Source organism: Dictyoglomus turgidum DSM 6724, assembly GCF_000021645.1.
Lineage (GTDB): Bacteria > Dictyoglomota > Dictyoglomia > Dictyoglomales > Dictyoglomaceae > Dictyoglomus > Dictyoglomus turgidum.
Genome location: NC_011661.1, coordinates 1,377,086 through 1,393,892 on the forward strand (window position 1 = coordinate 1,377,086; position 16,807 = coordinate 1,393,892).

21 protein-coding genes and 5 tRNA genes are annotated in these 16,807 nt (G+C 35.3%); 9 read left to right on the forward strand and 17 right to left on the reverse strand.

Features of this window, described 5'->3' with window-relative positions; translation table 11 throughout:
* Positions 1-39 precede the first annotated feature (39 nt).
* From rpsR to rpsF, 3 genes are read right to left on the reverse strand one after another with little or no spacing between them, the layout of a single operon-like run.
* Positions 40-294: a 30S ribosomal protein S18 gene (gene rpsR / locus DTUR_RS07045; RefSeq protein ID WP_012583715.1), complete on the reverse strand. Its 255-nt coding sequence runs from the start codon at positions 292-294 to the stop codon at positions 40-42.
* The gene (locus DTUR_RS07050; RefSeq protein ID WP_012583716.1) at positions 287-727 is read right to left on the reverse strand and encodes a single-stranded DNA-binding protein; all 441 of its coding nucleotides are present in this window, start codon (positions 725-727) and stop codon (positions 287-289) included. Before DTUR_RS07050 ends, rpsR begins: the two co-directional genes overlap by 8 nt.
* Positions 728-730: 3 nt before the next feature.
* Positions 731-1,024 carry a 30S ribosomal protein S6 gene (gene rpsF / locus DTUR_RS07055; protein WP_012583717.1) on the reverse strand — a complete coding sequence of 98 codons (294 nt, stop codon included), beginning with the start codon at positions 1,022-1,024 and terminating at the stop codon, positions 731-733.
* A 162-nt stretch (positions 1,025-1,186) separates the two neighbouring features.
* Here rpsF and ilvE point away from each other — a divergent pair, with 162 nt between their 5' ends.
* From ilvE to DTUR_RS07090, 7 genes are read left to right on the forward strand one after another with little or no spacing between them, the layout of a single operon-like run.
* Positions 1,187-2,074, forward strand: a complete 888-nt coding sequence (ilvE, locus tag DTUR_RS07060; protein WP_012583718.1) for a branched-chain-amino-acid transaminase — start codon at positions 1,187-1,189, stop codon at positions 2,072-2,074.
* A complete protein-coding gene (gene lysA, locus DTUR_RS07065; RefSeq protein ID WP_012583719.1) occupies positions 2,064-3,335 on the forward strand; it encodes a diaminopimelate decarboxylase in 1,272 nt (423 codons plus the stop codon). The genes ilvE and lysA overlap by 11 nt, the downstream gene beginning before the upstream one ends.
* Positions 3,332-4,606: a homoserine dehydrogenase gene (locus tag DTUR_RS07070; RefSeq protein ID WP_012583720.1), complete on the forward strand. Its 1,275-nt coding sequence runs from the start codon at positions 3,332-3,334 to the stop codon at positions 4,604-4,606. Before lysA ends, DTUR_RS07070 begins: the two co-directional genes overlap by 4 nt.
* A gap of 4 nt (positions 4,607-4,610) precedes the next feature.
* Complete coding sequence (thrC, locus tag DTUR_RS07075) at positions 4,611-5,651, forward strand: threonine synthase (RefSeq protein ID WP_012583721.1); 1,041 nt, start codon at positions 4,611-4,613, stop codon at positions 5,649-5,651.
* Positions 5,648-6,541 (forward strand): homoserine kinase, encoded by an 894-nt coding sequence (gene thrB, locus DTUR_RS07080; protein ID WP_012583722.1) that lies wholly within the window; start codon positions 5,648-5,650, stop codon positions 6,539-6,541. The genes thrC and thrB overlap by 4 nt, the downstream gene beginning before the upstream one ends.
* Before the next feature lie 16 nt (positions 6,542-6,557).
* Positions 6,558-7,556, forward strand: a complete 999-nt coding sequence (locus DTUR_RS07085) for an aspartate-semialdehyde dehydrogenase (RefSeq protein ID WP_012583723.1) — start codon at positions 6,558-6,560, stop codon at positions 7,554-7,556.
* Between the two features lie 16 nt (positions 7,557-7,572).
* Positions 7,573-8,796, forward strand: coding sequence for an aspartate kinase (locus DTUR_RS07090; RefSeq protein ID WP_012583724.1), 1,224 nt, complete (start codon positions 7,573-7,575; stop codon positions 8,794-8,796).
* A 22-nt stretch (positions 8,797-8,818) separates the two neighbouring features.
* On the opposite strand, the gene rplL is transcribed toward DTUR_RS07090, so the two are convergent.
* The 13 genes from rplL to DTUR_RS07155 form a co-directional block, all read right to left on the reverse strand.
* On the reverse strand, positions 8,819-9,196 hold the full coding sequence (gene rplL, locus DTUR_RS07095) for a 50S ribosomal protein L7/L12 (RefSeq protein ID WP_012583725.1): 378 nt from the start codon (positions 9,194-9,196) through the stop codon (positions 8,819-8,821).
* A 15-nt stretch (positions 9,197-9,211) separates the two neighbouring features.
* On the reverse strand, positions 9,212-9,748 hold the full coding sequence (rplJ, locus tag DTUR_RS07100) for a 50S ribosomal protein L10 (protein ID WP_012583726.1): 537 nt from the start codon (positions 9,746-9,748) through the stop codon (positions 9,212-9,214).
* A 170-nt stretch (positions 9,749-9,918) separates the two neighbouring features.
* Complete coding sequence (gene rplA / locus DTUR_RS07105; RefSeq protein WP_012583727.1) at positions 9,919-10,647, reverse strand: 50S ribosomal protein L1; 729 nt, start codon at positions 10,645-10,647, stop codon at positions 9,919-9,921.
* A gap of 55 nt (positions 10,648-10,702) precedes the next feature.
* On the reverse strand, positions 10,703-11,131 hold the full coding sequence (gene rplK / locus DTUR_RS07110) for a 50S ribosomal protein L11 (RefSeq protein ID WP_012548197.1): 429 nt from the start codon (positions 11,129-11,131) through the stop codon (positions 10,703-10,705).
* A 17-nt stretch (positions 11,132-11,148) separates the two neighbouring features.
* The gene (nusG, locus tag DTUR_RS07115) at positions 11,149-11,679 is read right to left on the reverse strand and encodes a transcription termination/antitermination protein NusG (RefSeq protein WP_012583728.1); all 531 of its coding nucleotides are present in this window, start codon (positions 11,677-11,679) and stop codon (positions 11,149-11,151) included.
* Between the two features lie 18 nt (positions 11,680-11,697).
* A complete protein-coding gene (gene secE, locus DTUR_RS07120) occupies positions 11,698-11,913 on the reverse strand; it encodes a preprotein translocase subunit SecE (protein WP_012583729.1) in 216 nt (71 codons plus the stop codon).
* Between the two features lie 28 nt (positions 11,914-11,941).
* Positions 11,942-12,018 (reverse strand) — tRNA-Trp (locus tag DTUR_RS07125).
* Positions 12,017-12,166: a 50S ribosomal protein L33 gene (gene rpmG, locus DTUR_RS07130; protein WP_012583730.1), complete on the reverse strand. Its 150-nt coding sequence runs from the start codon at positions 12,164-12,166 to the stop codon at positions 12,017-12,019. The genes DTUR_RS07125 and rpmG overlap by 2 nt, the downstream gene beginning before the upstream one ends.
* Before the next feature lie 24 nt (positions 12,167-12,190).
* Positions 12,191-13,408 (reverse strand): elongation factor Tu, encoded by a 1,218-nt coding sequence (gene tuf, locus DTUR_RS07135; protein WP_012583343.1) that lies wholly within the window; start codon positions 13,406-13,408, stop codon positions 12,191-12,193.
* 89 nt (positions 13,409-13,497) lie between these two features.
* Positions 13,498-13,573, reverse strand: a tRNA-Thr gene (locus DTUR_RS07140).
* Positions 13,574-13,578: 5 nt separating this feature from the next.
* Positions 13,579-13,655 (reverse strand) — tRNA-Met (locus DTUR_RS07145).
* Between the two features lie 9 nt (positions 13,656-13,664).
* Positions 13,665-13,750, reverse strand: a tRNA-Tyr gene (locus DTUR_RS07150).
* Between the two features lie 7 nt (positions 13,751-13,757).
* Positions 13,758-13,832 (reverse strand) — tRNA-Thr (locus DTUR_RS07155).
* A 123-nt stretch (positions 13,833-13,955) separates the two neighbouring features.
* Here DTUR_RS07155 and DTUR_RS07160 point away from each other — a divergent pair.
* Positions 13,956-15,614, forward strand: a complete 1,659-nt coding sequence (locus tag DTUR_RS07160) for a S1 RNA-binding domain-containing protein (RefSeq protein WP_012583731.1) — start codon at positions 13,956-13,958, stop codon at positions 15,612-15,614.
* Between the two features lie 51 nt (positions 15,615-15,665).
* Here DTUR_RS07160 and DTUR_RS07165 read toward each other — a convergent pair whose 3' ends face one another.
* Positions 15,666-16,019 carry a hypothetical protein gene (locus tag DTUR_RS07165; protein WP_012583732.1) on the reverse strand — a complete coding sequence of 118 codons (354 nt, stop codon included), beginning with the start codon at positions 16,017-16,019 and terminating at the stop codon, positions 15,666-15,668.
* Between the two features lie 119 nt (positions 16,020-16,138).
* Here DTUR_RS07165 and DTUR_RS07170 point away from each other — a divergent pair, with 119 nt between their 5' ends.
* Entirely contained in the window at positions 16,139-16,804 is a 666-nt protein-coding gene (locus tag DTUR_RS07170) for a metal-dependent hydrolase (RefSeq protein ID WP_242603777.1), read from the forward strand.
* Positions 16,805-16,807: the final 3 nt, after the last annotated feature.

A 16,807-nucleotide genomic window follows, 5' to 3' on the forward strand; every position in this document is an offset into this window, starting at 1 on the left:
CCTCCTTTAATCTTTATAAAACTACCAAATTTAAATAGTCTATTTAACCACATAAGGTAATAAAGCCATATACCTTGCTCTCTTGATGGCAGTACTTAACTGTCTTTGATGTCTTGCACAATTTCCACTGATTCTACGAGGTATTATCTTGCCTTTTTCAGTCATAAATCTTTTCAATCTTTCCACATTTTTATAATCAATATAATCTATCTTTTCACTACAAAAAATACAGTATTTTTTCTTTGATGGATAAGCGAACTTAGGAGCTTTTGTAGAAGCCTTCTCATTACTCATTACTTTCCTCCTCACTTTCCTCTAATATTTCATTTAATATCTCTTCTTCATTTTCTATATCAATATCAAGAATCTCCTCTGAAGGTTCTTCAATTGAAATACTTTCTGTATTCTCACTCTTTTTTCCCAAAAAGTGTACATTTATTGCTTCTACCTCAACCACTCTCCTTCTTTGGCCATCGGGAGTCTGATAAGTTCTTGTCCTAAGTCTTCCCTCCACAGCTACAAGCCTACCCTTTTTAAGATAATCACCACATATTTCTGCCAATCTTCTCCATGCCACAATATCAATAAAATCTGCAGTACTTTCCCCCTTACTATTCTTAGGCCTATTCACAGCAATTCTAAAAGTAGTCACAGGTATACCAGAAGGTGTATACCTCATCTCAGGGTCTCTTACCAAATGTCCAATAAGCAAAACTTTATTTAACATTTTTTACTCTTCTTTCTCCAAGAGAGTAATCATATAGCGCAAGAGTTTTTCTCTTAATTTTAATCTCCGCTCAAATTCTGGAAGCTGAGTCTGAGGAAACAAAAAGTTCATAACCACATAATAACCCTCGGTAAATTTTTTAACAGGATACGCAAGGGTTCTTTTACCCCATACGTCTACATTTTGTACTTCGCCACCCAAATTTTGAATATCTTGTTGGATACCCTCATAAAGTGTTTTGAAATCTTCTTCGGATAACTCAGGACTTATTAAACACATAATCTCGTATTTACGCATCTCCTACCTCCCTTGGACTTATTTGGCCCCATACTCTCGGTATGGAGCAGGATTTAGCTCAAAAATTATACTATTATTTTAACAAAATGCCAAGAGATTTCAATTGAAAAATTTCCATTCTAAATGTATAATTTTACCTTAAAAAAAGGAGGGAAAAACAAAATGGGATTAGTTTATATTAATGGAGAATTTATTCCTACAGAGAACGCAAAAATTTCTGTTTTTGACCGTGGACTTCTTTATGGTGACGGCGTATTTGAGGGAATAAGATCATATAACGGAAGTGTTTTCAAACTCAAGGAGCATTTGGAAAGATTATACGCATCGGCAAAAGCAGTATGGCTTAATATACCTTTATCTTTTAAAGAAATGGAAGAGGCAGTCTTAGAGACTGTAAGAGTGAACAATTTAAGAGATTCCTATATAAGGCTTATTGTTACAAGAGGAGCATACGGACTTGGAATAGATCCTTGGGAATGCAAAGAGGGTACTGTCATAATCATAGCAGACAAGATAAAGGTCTTTCCTGAAGAGTTTTACCAAACTGGCCTAAATGCTGTTACTGTTGCTACCAGAAGATCTCCCACTGATGTTTTAGATCCGAGAATAAAATCTCTAAACTACATGAGTAATATTCTTGCAAGAATAGAAGCAAGAATTGCTGGTGCTGCTGAGGGAATAATGTTAAATCATCAAGGATATGTAACTGAAGCAACTGTAGATAATATATTTTTCGTAAAAAATGGCATATTATTTACTCCATCAGTAACCTTAGGTGCTCTTCCAGGTATAACAAGGGCAACAGTAATAGAACTTGCAAAGAAAGAGCTTGGTCTTGAAGTTGTGGAAGGATTTTTCACAAGATACGATCTTTATAATGCCGATGAAGTATTTCTGACAGGTACTGCAGTAGAGATAATCTCAGTTATAAAGATTGACGAAAGAATTATTGGAAATGGAAAACCAGGAGAAATTACTCAAAAGATAAGAAAAATCTTCCACGAATATGCAAACTCTGGAGTAGCAGGAAGTCCGGTATATGGAAAATAAAGTATATCCTATAACCTTTAAGAAGGATGAAGACTATAAAATAGGAGGAGTAAGTATACCTTATTTAGGAGAAAAATATGGAACTCCTCTTTATATATTAGACAAGGAAACACTGATTTTTCAGGCTCAAAAATATATAAACTCTTGGAAAAAATATTACAAAAACAAATATAAGGTATTATTTGCAATAAAAGCTCTGCCTATTTTAGAAGTCATTAGAATATTTAAAAATTATGGTTTAGGAGCTCTTGTTTCTACAGGGGGAGAACTGTATATAGCCTTAAGTGCTAATGTACCATCTGAAGACATATACTTCCATGGAAATGCAAAAACTCTAAAGGAGATTGAATATGCCATCGATCAGAAGGTTGGAGCAATAATTATAGATAACTTTGATGAATACGAAAAGATAAAATATGTATTGTCTAAAAAAGATACAAAAGTAAAAGTATTGGTAAGGATCATACCTAATATAGAAGTTAATACCCATAAATCTATCCGTACGGGGCAAACGGACACTAAGTTTGGCTTACCCATAGAGCAGGCTTTAGTGCTCATAGAAAAAATAAATACGGAAAAAAACATAATTTTTAAGGGAATACATTCCCATATAGGATCCCAGATATTTGATATCTCAGCATATGTTAAACTTTCCGAAGTATTAAGCGAAGTATATAAAGAGCTAAATAGTAAAAACATAACTGTAGAAGAGATGAGTATAGGTGGTGGATTAGGAGTAGCCTATACAAAAGAGGATAATCCCCCTGACATAGAGGACCTTGCCCGAGAAGTATCAAATAAATTTAGTGAGACTATTGGGCATAATTTCAAATTAATCTGTGAGCCAGGAAGATCTCTTGTAGGTAGAGCAGGAATTACTCTTTATAGAATTGAGAGTAGGAAAGAACTTGGCATAAGAAAATATGTTTCGGTAGACGGAGGAATGTCAGATAATATAAGACCATCTCTATACGGAGCAAAATATTCGGCCCTAATTATAACTAAAGGAGATAGGGAAGAAATTTTTTCCATAGCAGGAAAGCATTGTGAATCAGGAGATATTTTAATAAAAGACTTTTCGGGTTTATGGCCTAATCCTGGAGATTATTTAATAACCTTTACAACTGGTGCCTACAACTTTTCCATGTATACGTGGTACAATGCTACTCCAAGACCTGCAGTAGTATTAGTAGAAAATGGGAAAGATAGGATTATAGTAAAAAGAGAAAATTATGAGGACCTATTAGGGGGACAGATATGAAGATCGGGATTCTTGGAGGAGGACAAGTGGGGCAGGCTCTTTGGGATACTATCCACATGGAGAAAGAAAATATCCTAAATATTCTTGGAGAACCTCTAGAGATTAAAAAAGTACTTGTAAGAGATCTTTCTAAAAAAAGAGATATACCTAAGGATTTTTTAACTAACAATCCTGACGAGATAATTTATGATAAAGAGATATCTCTTATTGTAGAAGTAATGGGAGGAGAAGAGCCCGCTCATACTTATATAAAAAGGGCCTTAGAAGAAAAAAAGTTTGTAGTTACTGCAAACAAAGAAGTAATTGCTCTTCATGGTGATGAACTTCATAAAATAGCAAGAAAAAAAGGAGTAGATATAGCTTTTGAAGCAAGTGTAGGTGGAGGGATACCGTTAATAAAAACTATTAAAGAAGCTATGGCTGTGGATAAAGTCAAGGAAATATGGGCGATTGTAAATGGAACTACAAATTATATATTAACAAAAATGGAAGAAGAACTTAGAGATTTTGAGGAAGTATTAAGAGAAGCTCAAAAATTAGGATATGCTGAGCCTGATCCATCAAAAGATATATTGGGACTTGATACAAAATTCAAATTAGCAATACTCTCTTCTTTTGCTTATCATACAACAATAAAACCAGAAGAAATCTATACTGAAGGAATCGAAAAGATTTCCTTAAGAGATATCCAATATGCAAAAGAACTTGGATATAAAATAAAACTTCTTGCAATAAGCAAATTCTATAATGGTGAAATAGAAGTAAGAGTTCATCCAACTATGATTCCCTTATCATCTCCTTTATCTTCTGTAAATGGTGTCTATAACGCCATATTATTGAGGGCAGAAAAAAGAGGAGATGTGTTGCTATATGGAGAAGGAGCAGGACCCTATCCTACCGCAATGGCTCTTCTTTCTGATATTTTGGAGGCAACTCATACCATCCTTTATTCGGTTCCTCGGTATTATTCCTTTGCTTATCTCTATCCTTCTAAAATAAAACCTAGCGATGAGATATATACCCGATACTATATAAGATTATGGGTAAAAGACCAACCAGGAGTTTTAGCTCAAATAGCTAAAATATTAGGAGAAAATCACATAAGCATTTCCTCAGTCATTCAGAAAGAAACTTCAGAAAAAGAAGGAAAAGCAGAACTCGTAATTTTAACTCATAAAACCTACGAAAAAAGTATGTCAAAAGCAATTGAAGAGATAAAGTTGCTACCTATTCTTGAAGAATGGGGAAGTTTAATAAGAATTGAGGTGTGAAGAAATGAATGGCGTAATACCGAGATACAGAGATCTCCTCCCCATAACCGATAAAACCCCTCTAATAACCCTACATGAAGGTAATACTCCACTAATATATGCCAACAATCTCTCTAAGAAATATGGTATAGATATATGGCTTAAATATGAAGGTATGAATCCTACCGGATCCTTCAAAGATAGAGGTATGGTGGTAGCAATTGCAAAAGCTTTAGAAGAAAAAAGTGAGATGGTTATATGTGCTTCTACAGGAAACACCGCCGCCTCAGCAGCTGCATATGCTGCTCTTACAAATCTAAAAGCTTTTGTGGTACTCCCAGAAAAGGCTATTGCTTTAGGGAAACTTGCCCAAGCTATAATGTATGGTGCTAAAATAATTAGTGTAAAAGGAAATTTTGATGACGCTTTAAAATTAGTAAAAGAGATCTCTCAAAAATTTCCTATTACCTTAGTAAACTCTATAAATCCTTATCGATTAGAAGGACAAAAAACAGCAGCTTTTGAGATTTGTGATGTTCTTAGTAGAAATCCTGAAAATCTTGCTATTCCTGTTGGAAATGCGGGAAATATATCTGCCTATTGGATGGGCTTTAAAGAATATTATAAAATAGGGAAAATAAAACAACTTCCTAAAATGCTTGGATTTCAAGCAGAGGGTGCTGCTCCTCTTGTAAAAGGGTATCCTATTCCTAATCCACAAACTATAGCTACAGCAATAAAAATAGGAAATCCTGCAAGTTGGGATAAAGCTATAAACGCAGTTAAAGAATCCTTAGGCCTAATTGACACTGTCTCCGACGAAGAAATATTAGAAGCTCAAAAGGAATTAGCCTCAAAAGAAGGAATATTTGTAGAGCCAGCTTCTGCAGCATCATGGGCTGGGGTAAAAAAACTTTTAAGAGAGAATAGATTCCCAGGTAAAGAAGTAGTATGTGTTCTTACTGGACATGGCTTAAAAGATCCAGATATAGCTATAAAACAAGCTAAGATTGATGTATCTATCGAACCTAAAATAGAAGAATTTCAGAAGATATTAGAAAAATGAGATATCTTATTAAGGTGCCTGCCACATCTGCTAACTTGGGACCTGGTTTTGATACTATAGGTATCTGTTGGGATTTATATCTTAGAATAGATATTGAGTTAAATTCCCTTGAAAAAAGGATTCTAAACAATAATAAGGAAGAGATTAAGAAGAATGACTTATTTCTTCAAAGCCTAGCCTATACATTAGACTATCTTAGGTTTAAAGAAGATCTTAAATATACTATAAAAATAGAGTCTGAGATACCCATAGGAAAAGGACTTGGGAGCAGTGCTGCCGCCATCTTAGGAGGTATATTCACAGCAGAGATAATTGCCAATAAAAAACTCGAAAAATTTGAAAAAATAAAAATTGCTTTAAATTTTGAGAATCATATTGACAATTTATCAGCTTGTTTAGAAGGAGGCGTTGTAATATGTTTAAAAAACGAAAATGAAATTTTCTTTAGCAAACTACCTGTATATAGTAACATATATGGGGTTATTTTCATTCCCAAATATACGTTATCCACAGAATCAGCAAGAAAAATTTTACCTCAAAATTATCCCAAAGAAGACGTAATATTTAATTTACAAAAACTAAGTTTTTTAATAACAGGATTAATTAAAGGTGATGAAGCTCTAATAGACATGGGGATGGATGATAAAATTCACCAACCTTACAGATTTAAACTAGTAAAAGAGTATAATACCCTTAAAGAGGAATTAAAAAAGTTTAATAAAAAGTTAGTACTAAGCGGAGCTGGACCTTCATTAATAACTCTAACATTCTCTTATAAAAAAGCCCTTGAAATTTTGAAAAACTTAGAAAATAATTTAAAAAATAAAATTGATGGTAAACTTATGGTTCTAAAAGTTAATAATGAAGGAATTAAAATAGAAAATCTCTAAGTAAGGAGGTAATTAGATGGGATATAAAATAGCGGTAGTCGGAGCAACAGGTCTTGTAGGACAAGAGATGTTAAAGATACTTTATGAAAGAAAAATCCCCATTTCAGAATTGTATGCCTTTGCTTCTGCAAAATCTGAAGGAACATATGTGGAGTTTGGAAACGAAAAGATAAAAGTTGAAAAAGCCACGGCAGATGGAATTGCTAAGGCTGAATTTGCATTATTCTCTATTGGAGAAGAGATTAGTCTTGAACTTGCTCCTGAAATTGCAAAAAAAGGAACCATAATTATAGATAATAGCAATGCATTTAGAATGGACCCTGAAGTACCTCTTGTAATACCAGAGATAAATCCAGAGGATCTAAAAAATCATAAAAACATAATTGCAAATCCAAATTGTTCAACTATACAAATGCTCGTAGCTTTAAATCCTCTTCACAAGAGATGGAAACTTAAGAGAATATTTGTAGCAACTTATCAGTCGGTATCTGGAAAAGGAAAAGATGCTATAGACGAGCTTTTAACTTCTACTTCAGCTTTTCTTAAAAGGGAAGATCATCCTCCTAAAGTTTTTCCCCATCCTATCGCGTTTAACCTAATTCCACATATTGATAGTTTTGAAGACGAAAATTATACCAGAGAAGAGATGAAGATGGTAAGAGAAACCCATAAAATACTGCATGATCCAACTATAAAAGTTTCTCCAACCTGCGTAAGAACTCCTGTAATAAGAGGACATTCAGAAGTAATTAATGCTGAGTTTCAAGATGATTTCTCTTTGGAAGAGGTTTTTGAAGTTTTATCCAATGCACCTGGTGTAAGAGTTTTAGATGAACCTTCAAATAAGGTCTATCCAATGCCTATCTTTTGCGAAGGAAGAGATGAGGTATTTGTGGGTAGAATTCGAAAAGATTTATTTAACCCAAGATCTATAAATATGTGGGTTGTGTCAGATAATATTAGAAAAGGTGCAGCTTTAAATGCTATTCAAATTCTTGAATATTTAATAAAATAAGGAGGAAATATAGAAGGTGAGCCTGATAGTACAGAAATATGGTGGAACCTCTGTCGGGTCTATTGAGAGAATTAAAAATGTGGCCCAAAGAATAGCTAAGTATTATCATAGTGGACATAAATTAGTAGTGGTAGTTTCTGCTATGGGTGATACCACTGACGAACTTATAGATATGGCGGAAAAATTAAATCCTAATCCTAATCCAAGAGAGATGGACTTTTTACTATCTTCTGGTGAAAGAATCTCTGCTGCACTTACTGCTATGGCTCTGCAAAATTTAGGAATTCCTGCTATAGCTCTATCAGGAAAACAGGCAGGAATTATGACAGATTCTGTTTTTACAAAAGCAAATATAAAAAAAATCGATCCCAAGAGAATATTGGAAGAATTAGAAAAAGGAAAAGTAGTTATTGTTGCTGGCTTCCAAGGATATGAACCTGAAAAGGGAGATGTAACAACTCTTGGAAGAGGAGGATCTGATGCAACTGCAGTAGCTCTTGCTGCTGTTTTAAAAGCAGATATATGTGAAATATATACTGATGTGGATGGTATTTTTACTGCCGATCCCAGGGTAGTACCAAATGCCAAAAAACTCGAGTTTATATCCTATGAAGAAATGTTAGAAATGGCAAGCCAAGGAGCACAGGTAATGCAACTTCGCTCTGTAGATCTTGCTGCCACATATCATGTACCAGTAGTAGTGAGATCAAGTTTTAATGAAAATTCTGGAACTTTAATAGGGGAGGTAAAGGAAGTGGAATCTAAACAGAAAGTAAAGGGTATAGCCCATAACAAAAACATTGCTAAAATAACTATTATAGGTGTCCCTGACAAACCCGGCATAGCCCACAAAATATTTGCTCCTCTTGGAGAAAAATCAATAAATGTGGACGATATAGTCCAGAATGTAAGTAAAGAAGGAATAACTGATTTATCTTTTACCGTATCTGAAAGGGAGTTGAACGAAGCTCTAAAAGTAGTGCAAGAAGTAGCAAAAGAAATTGGAGCAAAAAAGGTATTATATGATAATAACGTAGGAAAAGTTTCTATTGTGGGATGGGGAATCCAAAGCACCCCAGGAATTGCTGCCAAGATGTTTGGAATTCTTGCTTCGGAAGGAATAAATATAGAAATGATTACTACATCCGAGATTAAAATTACGTGTATAATAAGAAGAGATTTGGTAGAAAAAGCTGTTAGAGCATTACACGATGGATTTAATTTGGGAGGAGAGGACTAATCCCCCTCCTCCCTTTAATCTTTTACTTAATCTCCACTACTGCCCCTTCTGCTTCTAATTTAGCTTTAATTTCTTCTGCCTCTTGTTTAGATACGCCTTCTTTTATAGGTTTAGGTGTAGAATCCACAAGATCTTTTGCTTCTTTCAAACCAAGTCCTGTGATTTCTCTTACTACTTTGAGCACCTTTATCTTATTAGCTCCAGCATCCTTTAAAATTACGTCAAAGGTAGTTTTTTCCTCAACAGGAGCTGCTGCCGCTGCTCCAGCTACAGGTGCTCCTACAGCTGCCACAGGCATTGCTGCACTAACACCAAATTCCTCCTCAAGAGCCTTTACTAACTCTACCAGTTCGATCACTTTCATTTCTTTTATAGCTTGAATAATTTCCTCTTTATTCATTCTAATAACCTCCCTTTATTGATTTATTGAAATTTTTTCTTTTTCTTTAGCAATAGCGTCTAAAGTCCAAACCAGCTTATTAACAGGCCATTTTAAATTCCACACAAGAGAAGATAATGGTGCAGAGATAGATCCAACCACCTGAGATAGTATGACTTCCTTTGGAGGAAGTTTAGCTAACTCTCTAATCTCATCAGCAGAATAAACTTCCCCATCTATTATTCCGCCTTTAAACTTCAATAATTCATGATCCTTTGCATAATCCACAAGGGCCTTCAAAACGCCAAAAGGATCATCATAACAATAGGTTATTGCAGTAGGTCCTACGAAGAATTTTTCTAAATCTTTATCTGGGTACATTCTTTGAATTGCACGAAGAGCTAAAGTATTCTTTACTACTCGGTATTCTGCATTTAAGGGTCTTATCTTTCCTCTTAGTTGAGTTAAATCAGCAACTGATAAGCCTTTGAATTCTGTAAAAATTAGAGCATTAGCATTCAGCATTTTTTGATATAACTCTTCAACCTTCTGTATTTTCTCTGGTTTTGGCAATCTTTTCACCTCCTTTCTTATTATTTCAAAAATAAGGGAAAGCCTTCTGGCTTTCCCTTATTTATCTAAATCTTTTTTTATTTTTTGAGAAACCAGAAAGGCCTACGTAGGAAATTTTAAAAACCTACGGTCTTCGGCCCTCTAATATTTCAAGTTTTTATTTTATTCCGCTATGCAGCCTCCTCTTGTTTTACAAGGTCTGCAATATTCTTAGTATCTATAGGTACACTTGGGCCCATACTTGGGGATATGTAGATACTTTTAAAATATTGTCCTTTTGCTGCGGCTGGCTTAAGCCTTAAAAGGGTTCCTAACACGGTCATTAAGTTTTTATACAAAGCCTCTTCAGAAAAAGAGGCTTTACCTATTGGAACATGAACTATTCCATATCGATCCGTCCTAAATTCTACCCTTCCAGCCTTATATTCTTTAACAGCCTTAGCTATATCATTAGTAACGGTACCCGTTTTAGGATTCGGCATTAATCCTCTTGGACCTAAAATTTTCCCTAATCGAGAAGGAATTTTTAAGGTTCCCATTATATCAGGAGTAGCTATTGCTACATCAAAATCAAGCCATCCGCTTTCAATCTGCTTTACTAGATCTTCTCCACCTACATAATCTGCTCCGGCCTCTCTTGCTTCCTGAGCCTTTTCTCCCTCAGCAAAAACCAAGACTTTCTTTTCTTTACCTGTGCCGTAAGGTAAAACAACTGTTCCTCTAACTTGTTGATCTGCATGTCTTGGATCCACGCCAAGTCTTACAGCTAGATTTATGGTCTCGTCAAACTTTGCTGTTGCAAGTTTTTTAACTAAACTTACAGCCTCCTTTGGAGAATATAATCTTCCTTTTTCAATCAGAGAAAGCAACTGCTGATATCTCTTACCTCTTTTTGCCATATTCAATCCTCCTTTATAGTGGTATTAGCGAGAAAAAATCTCTCCCACTTTCTTTTTAACCCTCAATTATTTCAATACCCATACTCCTTGCCGTACCCTCAATCATCCTCATCGCTGCCTCTATATCATTTGCATTCAAATCTTTCATCTTCAACTCTGCTATCTCTCTTATCTTACTTCTCTTTACCTTTCCAACTTTTACTTTATTAGGTTCTCCAGATCCTTTTTCCACTCCTGCAGCCTTCTTTAAAAGATCAGAAGCAGGGGGAGTCTTTGTCACAAAAGTAAAGGATCTATCCTCATAAATAGTTATTTCAACAGGTATAATCATTCCTTCCTGTCCAGCTGTAGCAGCATTATAAGCTTTACAAAACTCCATAATATTAACACCATATTGACCTAATGCTGGTCCTACTGGTGGGGCAGGTGTAGCTTTACCTGCTGGTAACTGAAGTTTTACTTTTCCTACAACTTTTTTAGGCAATGATATTCCCTCCTTTACTAATCAGTCTTTTCTACTTGAGTATGATCTATCTCAGTAGGGGTTTCTCTCCCAAAAATAGATAATAATACTCTTACTGTTCCTTTTTCAGGATATACCTCATCTACGAACCCCTCATATCCCATGAAGGGTCCTGATTTTATATAAACTCTGTCACCCTTTTTAACTTTAAGCTCAGGTCTTATTTCTTTCTGTTCTAAGAATCTTCTTATCCAATGTTCCTCTTGAGGATTTAAAGTACTTGGCCTACCTGGGGTACCTACAAATCCTGTTACTCCAGTAGTATTTCGAATCATTCTTATCACATCCTCATCTTCAATCATTCTTATGAACAAATATCCAGGAAACACTTTTTTTACTTGTATCCTCTTTTTCCCGCCCTTTACTGTCATTACTTTCTCCTCGGGAACAACAATCTCAAAAACCTTATCCTCTAAATGATTAAGTTTTACCTGCCTTTCTAATATAGCTTTAACTTTATGTTCGTGTCCCGCAAGAGTATGTACCACAAACCATTTTGGTTCAGCCACAGAAATTACCTCCATTTTCTACCCCGTAAAACTTCCAAGAATTAATCTACTCAAAATACCAAAAATAAAATCATATAAAGAAATAATAAGAATTAACAATATTAAAGTTACACCTAAAGCTAAAGAAAGTTGAAGAACTTTATTTTTGTCTGGCCACATTACTTTTTTGAGCTCTAATTTCTCGTCAACCCAGAAACTCTTTATCCTATCTACGACCGATATTTTCCTACTCATAACTTCTCTCCCACCATATAAAAATTTTTGGCAGGCCCGGCAGGGCTCGAACCTGCAACCCCCGGATTTGGAGTCCGGTGCTCTCCCTATTAGAGCTACGGGCCTACCTTACTTCCCTATGAAGGGTATGCTTTTTACATCTTGGACAATATTTTCTTAACTCCAATCTATCTGGATCATTCTTCTTATTTTTCTCAGTAGTATAATTTCTCTCTTTACATTCTGTACAAGCTAAAGTTATTATTACTCTCATATCTATTATAACACCTCACTGTTTTTATTCAATAATTTTAGTTATGACACCTGCACCAACTGTTCTTCCACCTTCTCTTATAGCAAACCTTAAACCTTCCTCTAATGCTACTGGCTTGATTAATTTTATCTCCATCTCTATGTTGTCCCCTGGCATCACCATCTGTACACCCTCTGGCAATTTTATCTCCCCTGTTACATCTGTCGTCCTAAAGTAAAATTGCGGCTTGTATCCACTGAAAAAGGGCGTGTGCCTCCCTCCTTCTTCCTTCTTCAATACATATACCTGCGCTTTGAAATGTGTGTGGGGCTTTATAGTACCCGGCGCCGCTACTACTTGCCCCCTCTCTACTTCGTCTTTGTCTATCCCTCTTAATAGTATCCCTATGTTATCCCCTGCTATCGCTTCATCTAATTGCTTCCTGAACATCTCTACCCCAGTCACTACACTCCTCTTTATCTCATCACTTAATCCTACTATCTCTACTTCATCCCCTACCTTCACCCTTCCTCTCTCTACTCTACCTGTAACTACTGTACCTCTCCCTGTTATACTAAATATGTCCTCTATTGGCATTAAAAATGGCTTGTCTACATCCCTCTCTGGTATCGGTATGTAATTGTCTACCGCATCCATTAATTCCCATATCGCATCTACCCACTTGTTCTCCCCTCTCTTCGTGTTGGGATTCTGAAATAATACCTCTAATGCCTTTAACGCTGACCCCCTCACAACTGGTACCTCATCCCCTGGATATCCATACTTCGTCAGTAAGTCCCTTACCTCCATCTCCACTAAGTCTATTATCTCCGGATCATCTACCATGTCTATCTTGTTCAAAAATACTACTATGTATGGAACATTAACTTGCCTCGCAAGTAATATGTGCTCCCTCGTCTGGGGCATCGGACCATCCGCAGCTGATACTACCAATATGGCTCCATCCATCTGCGCAGCACCCGTTATCATGTTCTTTATATAGTCAGCATGCCCTGGCGCATCTATGTGCGCATAATGCCTGTTGGGCGTCTCATACTCCACATGCGCTAAATTTATCGTCACTCCCCTCGCCCTCTCCTCAGGCGCTTTGTCTATGTCTTCGTACTTCAATGGCTTCGCTAACCCTTCCGCAGCTAATGCCATCGTTATGGCTGAAGTTAATGTCGTCTTCCCATGGTCTACATGCCCTATCGTACCTATATTCACATGTGGCTTCGTCCTTACAAATTTCTCCTTCGCCATCCTTTATCTCCTCCTAAGGATAAATTAATTTAAAAATTTTCTCAGATTATATCCTAAAACCACTAAATAAAAAAGAGGCAAAATTTTAGTGGAGCCCACGACCGGGATCGAACCGGTGACCTTACCCTTACCAAGGGTACGCTCTGCCAACTGAGCTACGTGGGCTCAATTGGTTGCGGGGGAGGGATTTGAACCCTCGACCTCCGGGTTATGAGCCCGGTGAGCTACCTGGCTGCTCTACCCCGCGATCCTTTAGTGGTGGGGAGGGAGGGATTTGAACCCCCGAAGGCACCCGCCAGCAGATTTACAGTCTGCCCCCTTTGGCCACTTGGGTACCTCCCCACCTATATGGAGCCGAGGGAGGGATTCGAACCCACGACCCGCTGATTACAAATCAGCTGCTCTGCCTCTGAGCTACCTCGGCGAGCCATTGAAAAGTATACCCATAAATTAGTGGTAAGTCAAGAGGCATCTTTTTTATGTTTTCAAGTATTTTATGTTATAATTGAAGAAAAGTATATAATTTTACAGAAAGGAGGGAAAAATTGTGGAAGAAATTTCAGACATAAAACTTGAAGAAACCGATTTATCTCTTTCCATTGATAGTTTAGTATATGGAAATATACTAAGCAAAAACAAGGATGGATTATGGCTGGATATTGGTAAAAAGTACGATGCTTTCCTACCCTATAGTGAATTATCAAAAGACCTAAAAGTGAAGCTTGAAAAGAATAAAGATATAGATAACATTCCAGTAGTAATAACATCTATAAACTATAGAGAGGGAATCATTACTGTTTCCCATAAAAAAGCTGTAGAAAATAAGATATGGGAAGAACTCTTATGGGCATACCAAAACAACGAGCCTATTCAATGCAAAGTCACAGATTATAATGGTAGAGGATTTATTGTGGAAATTAAGAATGAAATAGAAGGTTTTATTCCAGCAAAGGAAATTGATATTCCTCCTATTAACTCCCCTAAGTACTATATAAATCGAAGAGTCGAAGGAAAAATTAAAAAGATAAATCCTGAAAAAAAACAGTTAATAATCTCTGTAAGAGAGATTCTTGAGAAAAAGCAAGAAGAAGAAAGAGCAAATCTCTGGGAAAAAATAAAAAATTCCCAAATCGTGAGAGGAAAGATAATAAAAATTGACGATGAGAAAATCACCGTAGATTTAGGATTAGGAATTACAGGAGAGGTAGAAAAAGACGAAATTTCTTGGTTTCCTATTAGAAATATAAGGCGATATTACAGTGTAGGAGATATTGTAAAGGCTAAAATCTTATCTCTAAATGAAGATAGTAAAACTGCCAAATTAAGCATCAAGCAAACTCAGCCTAACCCATGGTCGGTATTTAAAGAAAAGTATCCAGAAGGCTCCATTGTAGAGGGAGAAATAATTAAAATTGCAGGAGGACTTGTAGTAAAGGTTGATAATTTAATAGGCTATATACCTGTTAGTGAAATCTCATGGGGAAGACCTTCAAACATAAAAAATGAACTAAAAATTGGAGACAAAGTTAGATTGAAAGTCCTTAATATTGATGAGATAAATAAAAAAATATTTTTAAGTATGAAACAGGTGGAACCAAATCCTTGGGATGTGATTGATAAAAATTATAAAATTGGCGATATTGTTTCGGGAAAAATAACAAATATTACGGAATTTGGAATATTTATTGAAATCAAGCCAGGACTCGAGGGGCTCATACCCAAAAAGTTCCTTTCCTGGGAGAGAACAAATGACCTATTTGAAAAGTTTAAAATTGGAGATACACTAGAAGTAAAGATTATAGACCTGGATAAAGAAAATAAAAAACTAACTTTAAGTAGAAGAGATCTATTGAAAGATCCCTGGGAAGACATAAATGAAAAATATAAAGAAGGACAAAATATTAAAGGAAAAATAGTAGAAAAAATAAAAGATGGTTACATCGTAGAGTTAGAACCCGGCATAGAGGGATTTTTACCTAATACTCAGCTTTCTTTTGAAAAAGAAAATGAAAAAGTAGAATTCAAAGAAAACGAAGAAATTGAGGCAAAAATAATTAAAATAAATCCCCAAACAAGAAGAATACACCTTTCTATCAAGGCTTTGATGAGAGAAAAATTAGAGCAAGAAATGAGAAAATACTTAAACGAATATACTCCGCCCCCACTAACTCTTGGAGAAATCTTAAAACTCAAAAACAGAAGCTAACTTTAATAGATTCCCCTCTTCTTGAAAAGAATTTAGGGGAAGAGGGGAATTTTATTTGGACATTAATATTTCTAATATTCTTGTAAGTTTTTTATCTAATAGGTTTATTTTCTGCTCTAATTCTTGCAAATTTATGGTTGAGCTTTGTTTTTCAGTAACTTTTTTGATCTCTTCCATTAATGCCAATTCTTGAGTTCTCAAAGCTCTAATAATATCTGTTATTTCTCTTACTTCTCTCCTTAAATATTCCTCTTTTTCAGAAAGTTCATCTATTTTCTTATGAATTTCATAAATATCAGCAATCTTCCCCTGTGAAGAGCTTAAAAGTCTATACAAAAATATAAGAAAGACTATTATTACTCCAAAAATAACAAAGTCCAGAATTCTTGCTAAGTTTATTGTCATTACAGTCTTCCCCCCATATAATATGATTTTTTACCAATTTCCTGTTATACTTTATAAATATAACACATAAGGAGGAAATAGTAAACAGCATGATATATAAGACTCACATATCATTAAATATGCTACTTTTGCAAGCAATTTTAAGAATTTCAAATATTCCTATTCAAGAAATATTAACCCCATGGGGTTTAGGTATATCCGTAGGAACCCTGGTAGGAACATTTATTCCAGATATTGATGCGCCAAAGTCTGAAATCTCTAAAAGAATCTTGCCTGCAAAGACCTTATTAAACATGTTAATACCATTACTAAGTTTTATTTTATCTTTCTCCCTTTTCACTTTTTTAGATCTCAAATCTACTCTAAATACCATTGCACAAAAATCAATTTTTTTCCTTTTAATCTTTATAGGAGTTTTACTTATATTAAACCTCATTTTTAATTCTCTTTTAAAACCACTTTTTGAACATAGGGGTCTCCTACATAGCTTGACAGGTTTGACCTTTTTAAACATACTACTTTCTATATTTTATATTAACAACCTTAAAAACCTTCCACTAAATCTCAGCTATTTCTATAATGGTTTCTATACAGGCATCAATATCGGGTATTTAGGCCATATAATCGGAGACTTCTTTACCTACCAAGGGATAAGACCCTTTTATCCAGTAAAATGGAAAATCTCTTTAAGGATATTTAGAACCAACAGTCTCCAAGAAAAAGTACTATTCTATATATTATCCCTTGCAAATCTTATTCTTTTATTACAAAATATACTCCAATAAGCA

Bases quoted from the DNA above. Each gene is read 5' to 3' on its own strand.
- rpsR (WP_012583715.1), bottom strand. From the start codon at position 294: ATGAGTAATGAGAAGGCTTCTACAAAAGCTCCTAAGTTCGCTTATCCA.
- DTUR_RS07050 (WP_012583716.1), bottom strand. From the start codon at position 727: ATGTTAAATAAAGTTTTGCTTATTGGACATTTGGTAAGAGACCCTGAG.
- rpsF (WP_012583717.1), bottom strand. From the start codon at position 1,024: ATGCGTAAATACGAGATTATGTGTTTAATAAGTCCTGAGTTATCCGAA.
- ilvE (WP_012583718.1), top strand. From the start codon at position 1,187: ATGGGATTAGTTTATATTAATGGAGAATTTATTCCTACAGAGAACGCA.
- lysA (WP_012583719.1), top strand. From the start codon at position 2,064: ATGGAAAATAAAGTATATCCTATAACCTTTAAGAAGGATGAAGACTAT.
- DTUR_RS07070 (WP_012583720.1), top strand. From the start codon at position 3,332: ATGAAGATCGGGATTCTTGGAGGAGGACAAGTGGGGCAGGCTCTTTGG.
- thrC (WP_012583721.1), top strand. From the start codon at position 4,611: ATGAATGGCGTAATACCGAGATACAGAGATCTCCTCCCCATAACCGAT.
- thrB (WP_012583722.1), top strand. From the start codon at position 5,648: ATGAGATATCTTATTAAGGTGCCTGCCACATCTGCTAACTTGGGACCT.
- DTUR_RS07085 (WP_012583723.1), top strand. From the start codon at position 6,558: ATGGGATATAAAATAGCGGTAGTCGGAGCAACAGGTCTTGTAGGACAA.
- rplL (WP_012583725.1), bottom strand. From the start codon at position 9,196: ATGAATAAAGAGGAAATTATTCAAGCTATAAAAGAAATGAAAGTGATC.
- rplA (WP_012583727.1), bottom strand. From the start codon at position 10,647: ATGGCAAAAAGAGGTAAGAGATATCAGCAGTTGCTTTCTCTGATTGAA.
- secE (WP_012583729.1), bottom strand. From the start codon at position 11,913: ATGAGTAGGAAAATATCGGTCGTAGATAGGATAAAGAGTTTCTGGGTT.
- rpmG (WP_012583730.1), bottom strand. From the start codon at position 12,166: ATGAGAGTAATAATAACTTTAGCTTGTACAGAATGTAAAGAGAGAAAT.
- tuf (WP_012583343.1), bottom strand. From the start codon at position 13,408: ATGGCGAAGGAGAAATTTGTAAGGACGAAGCCACATGTGAATATAGGT.
- DTUR_RS07165 (WP_012583732.1), bottom strand. From the start codon at position 16,019: ATGACAATAAACTTAGCAAGAATTCTGGACTTTGTTATTTTTGGAGTA.
- DTUR_RS07170 (WP_242603777.1), top strand. From the start codon at position 16,139: ATGCTACTTTTGCAAGCAATTTTAAGAATTTCAAATATTCCTATTCAA.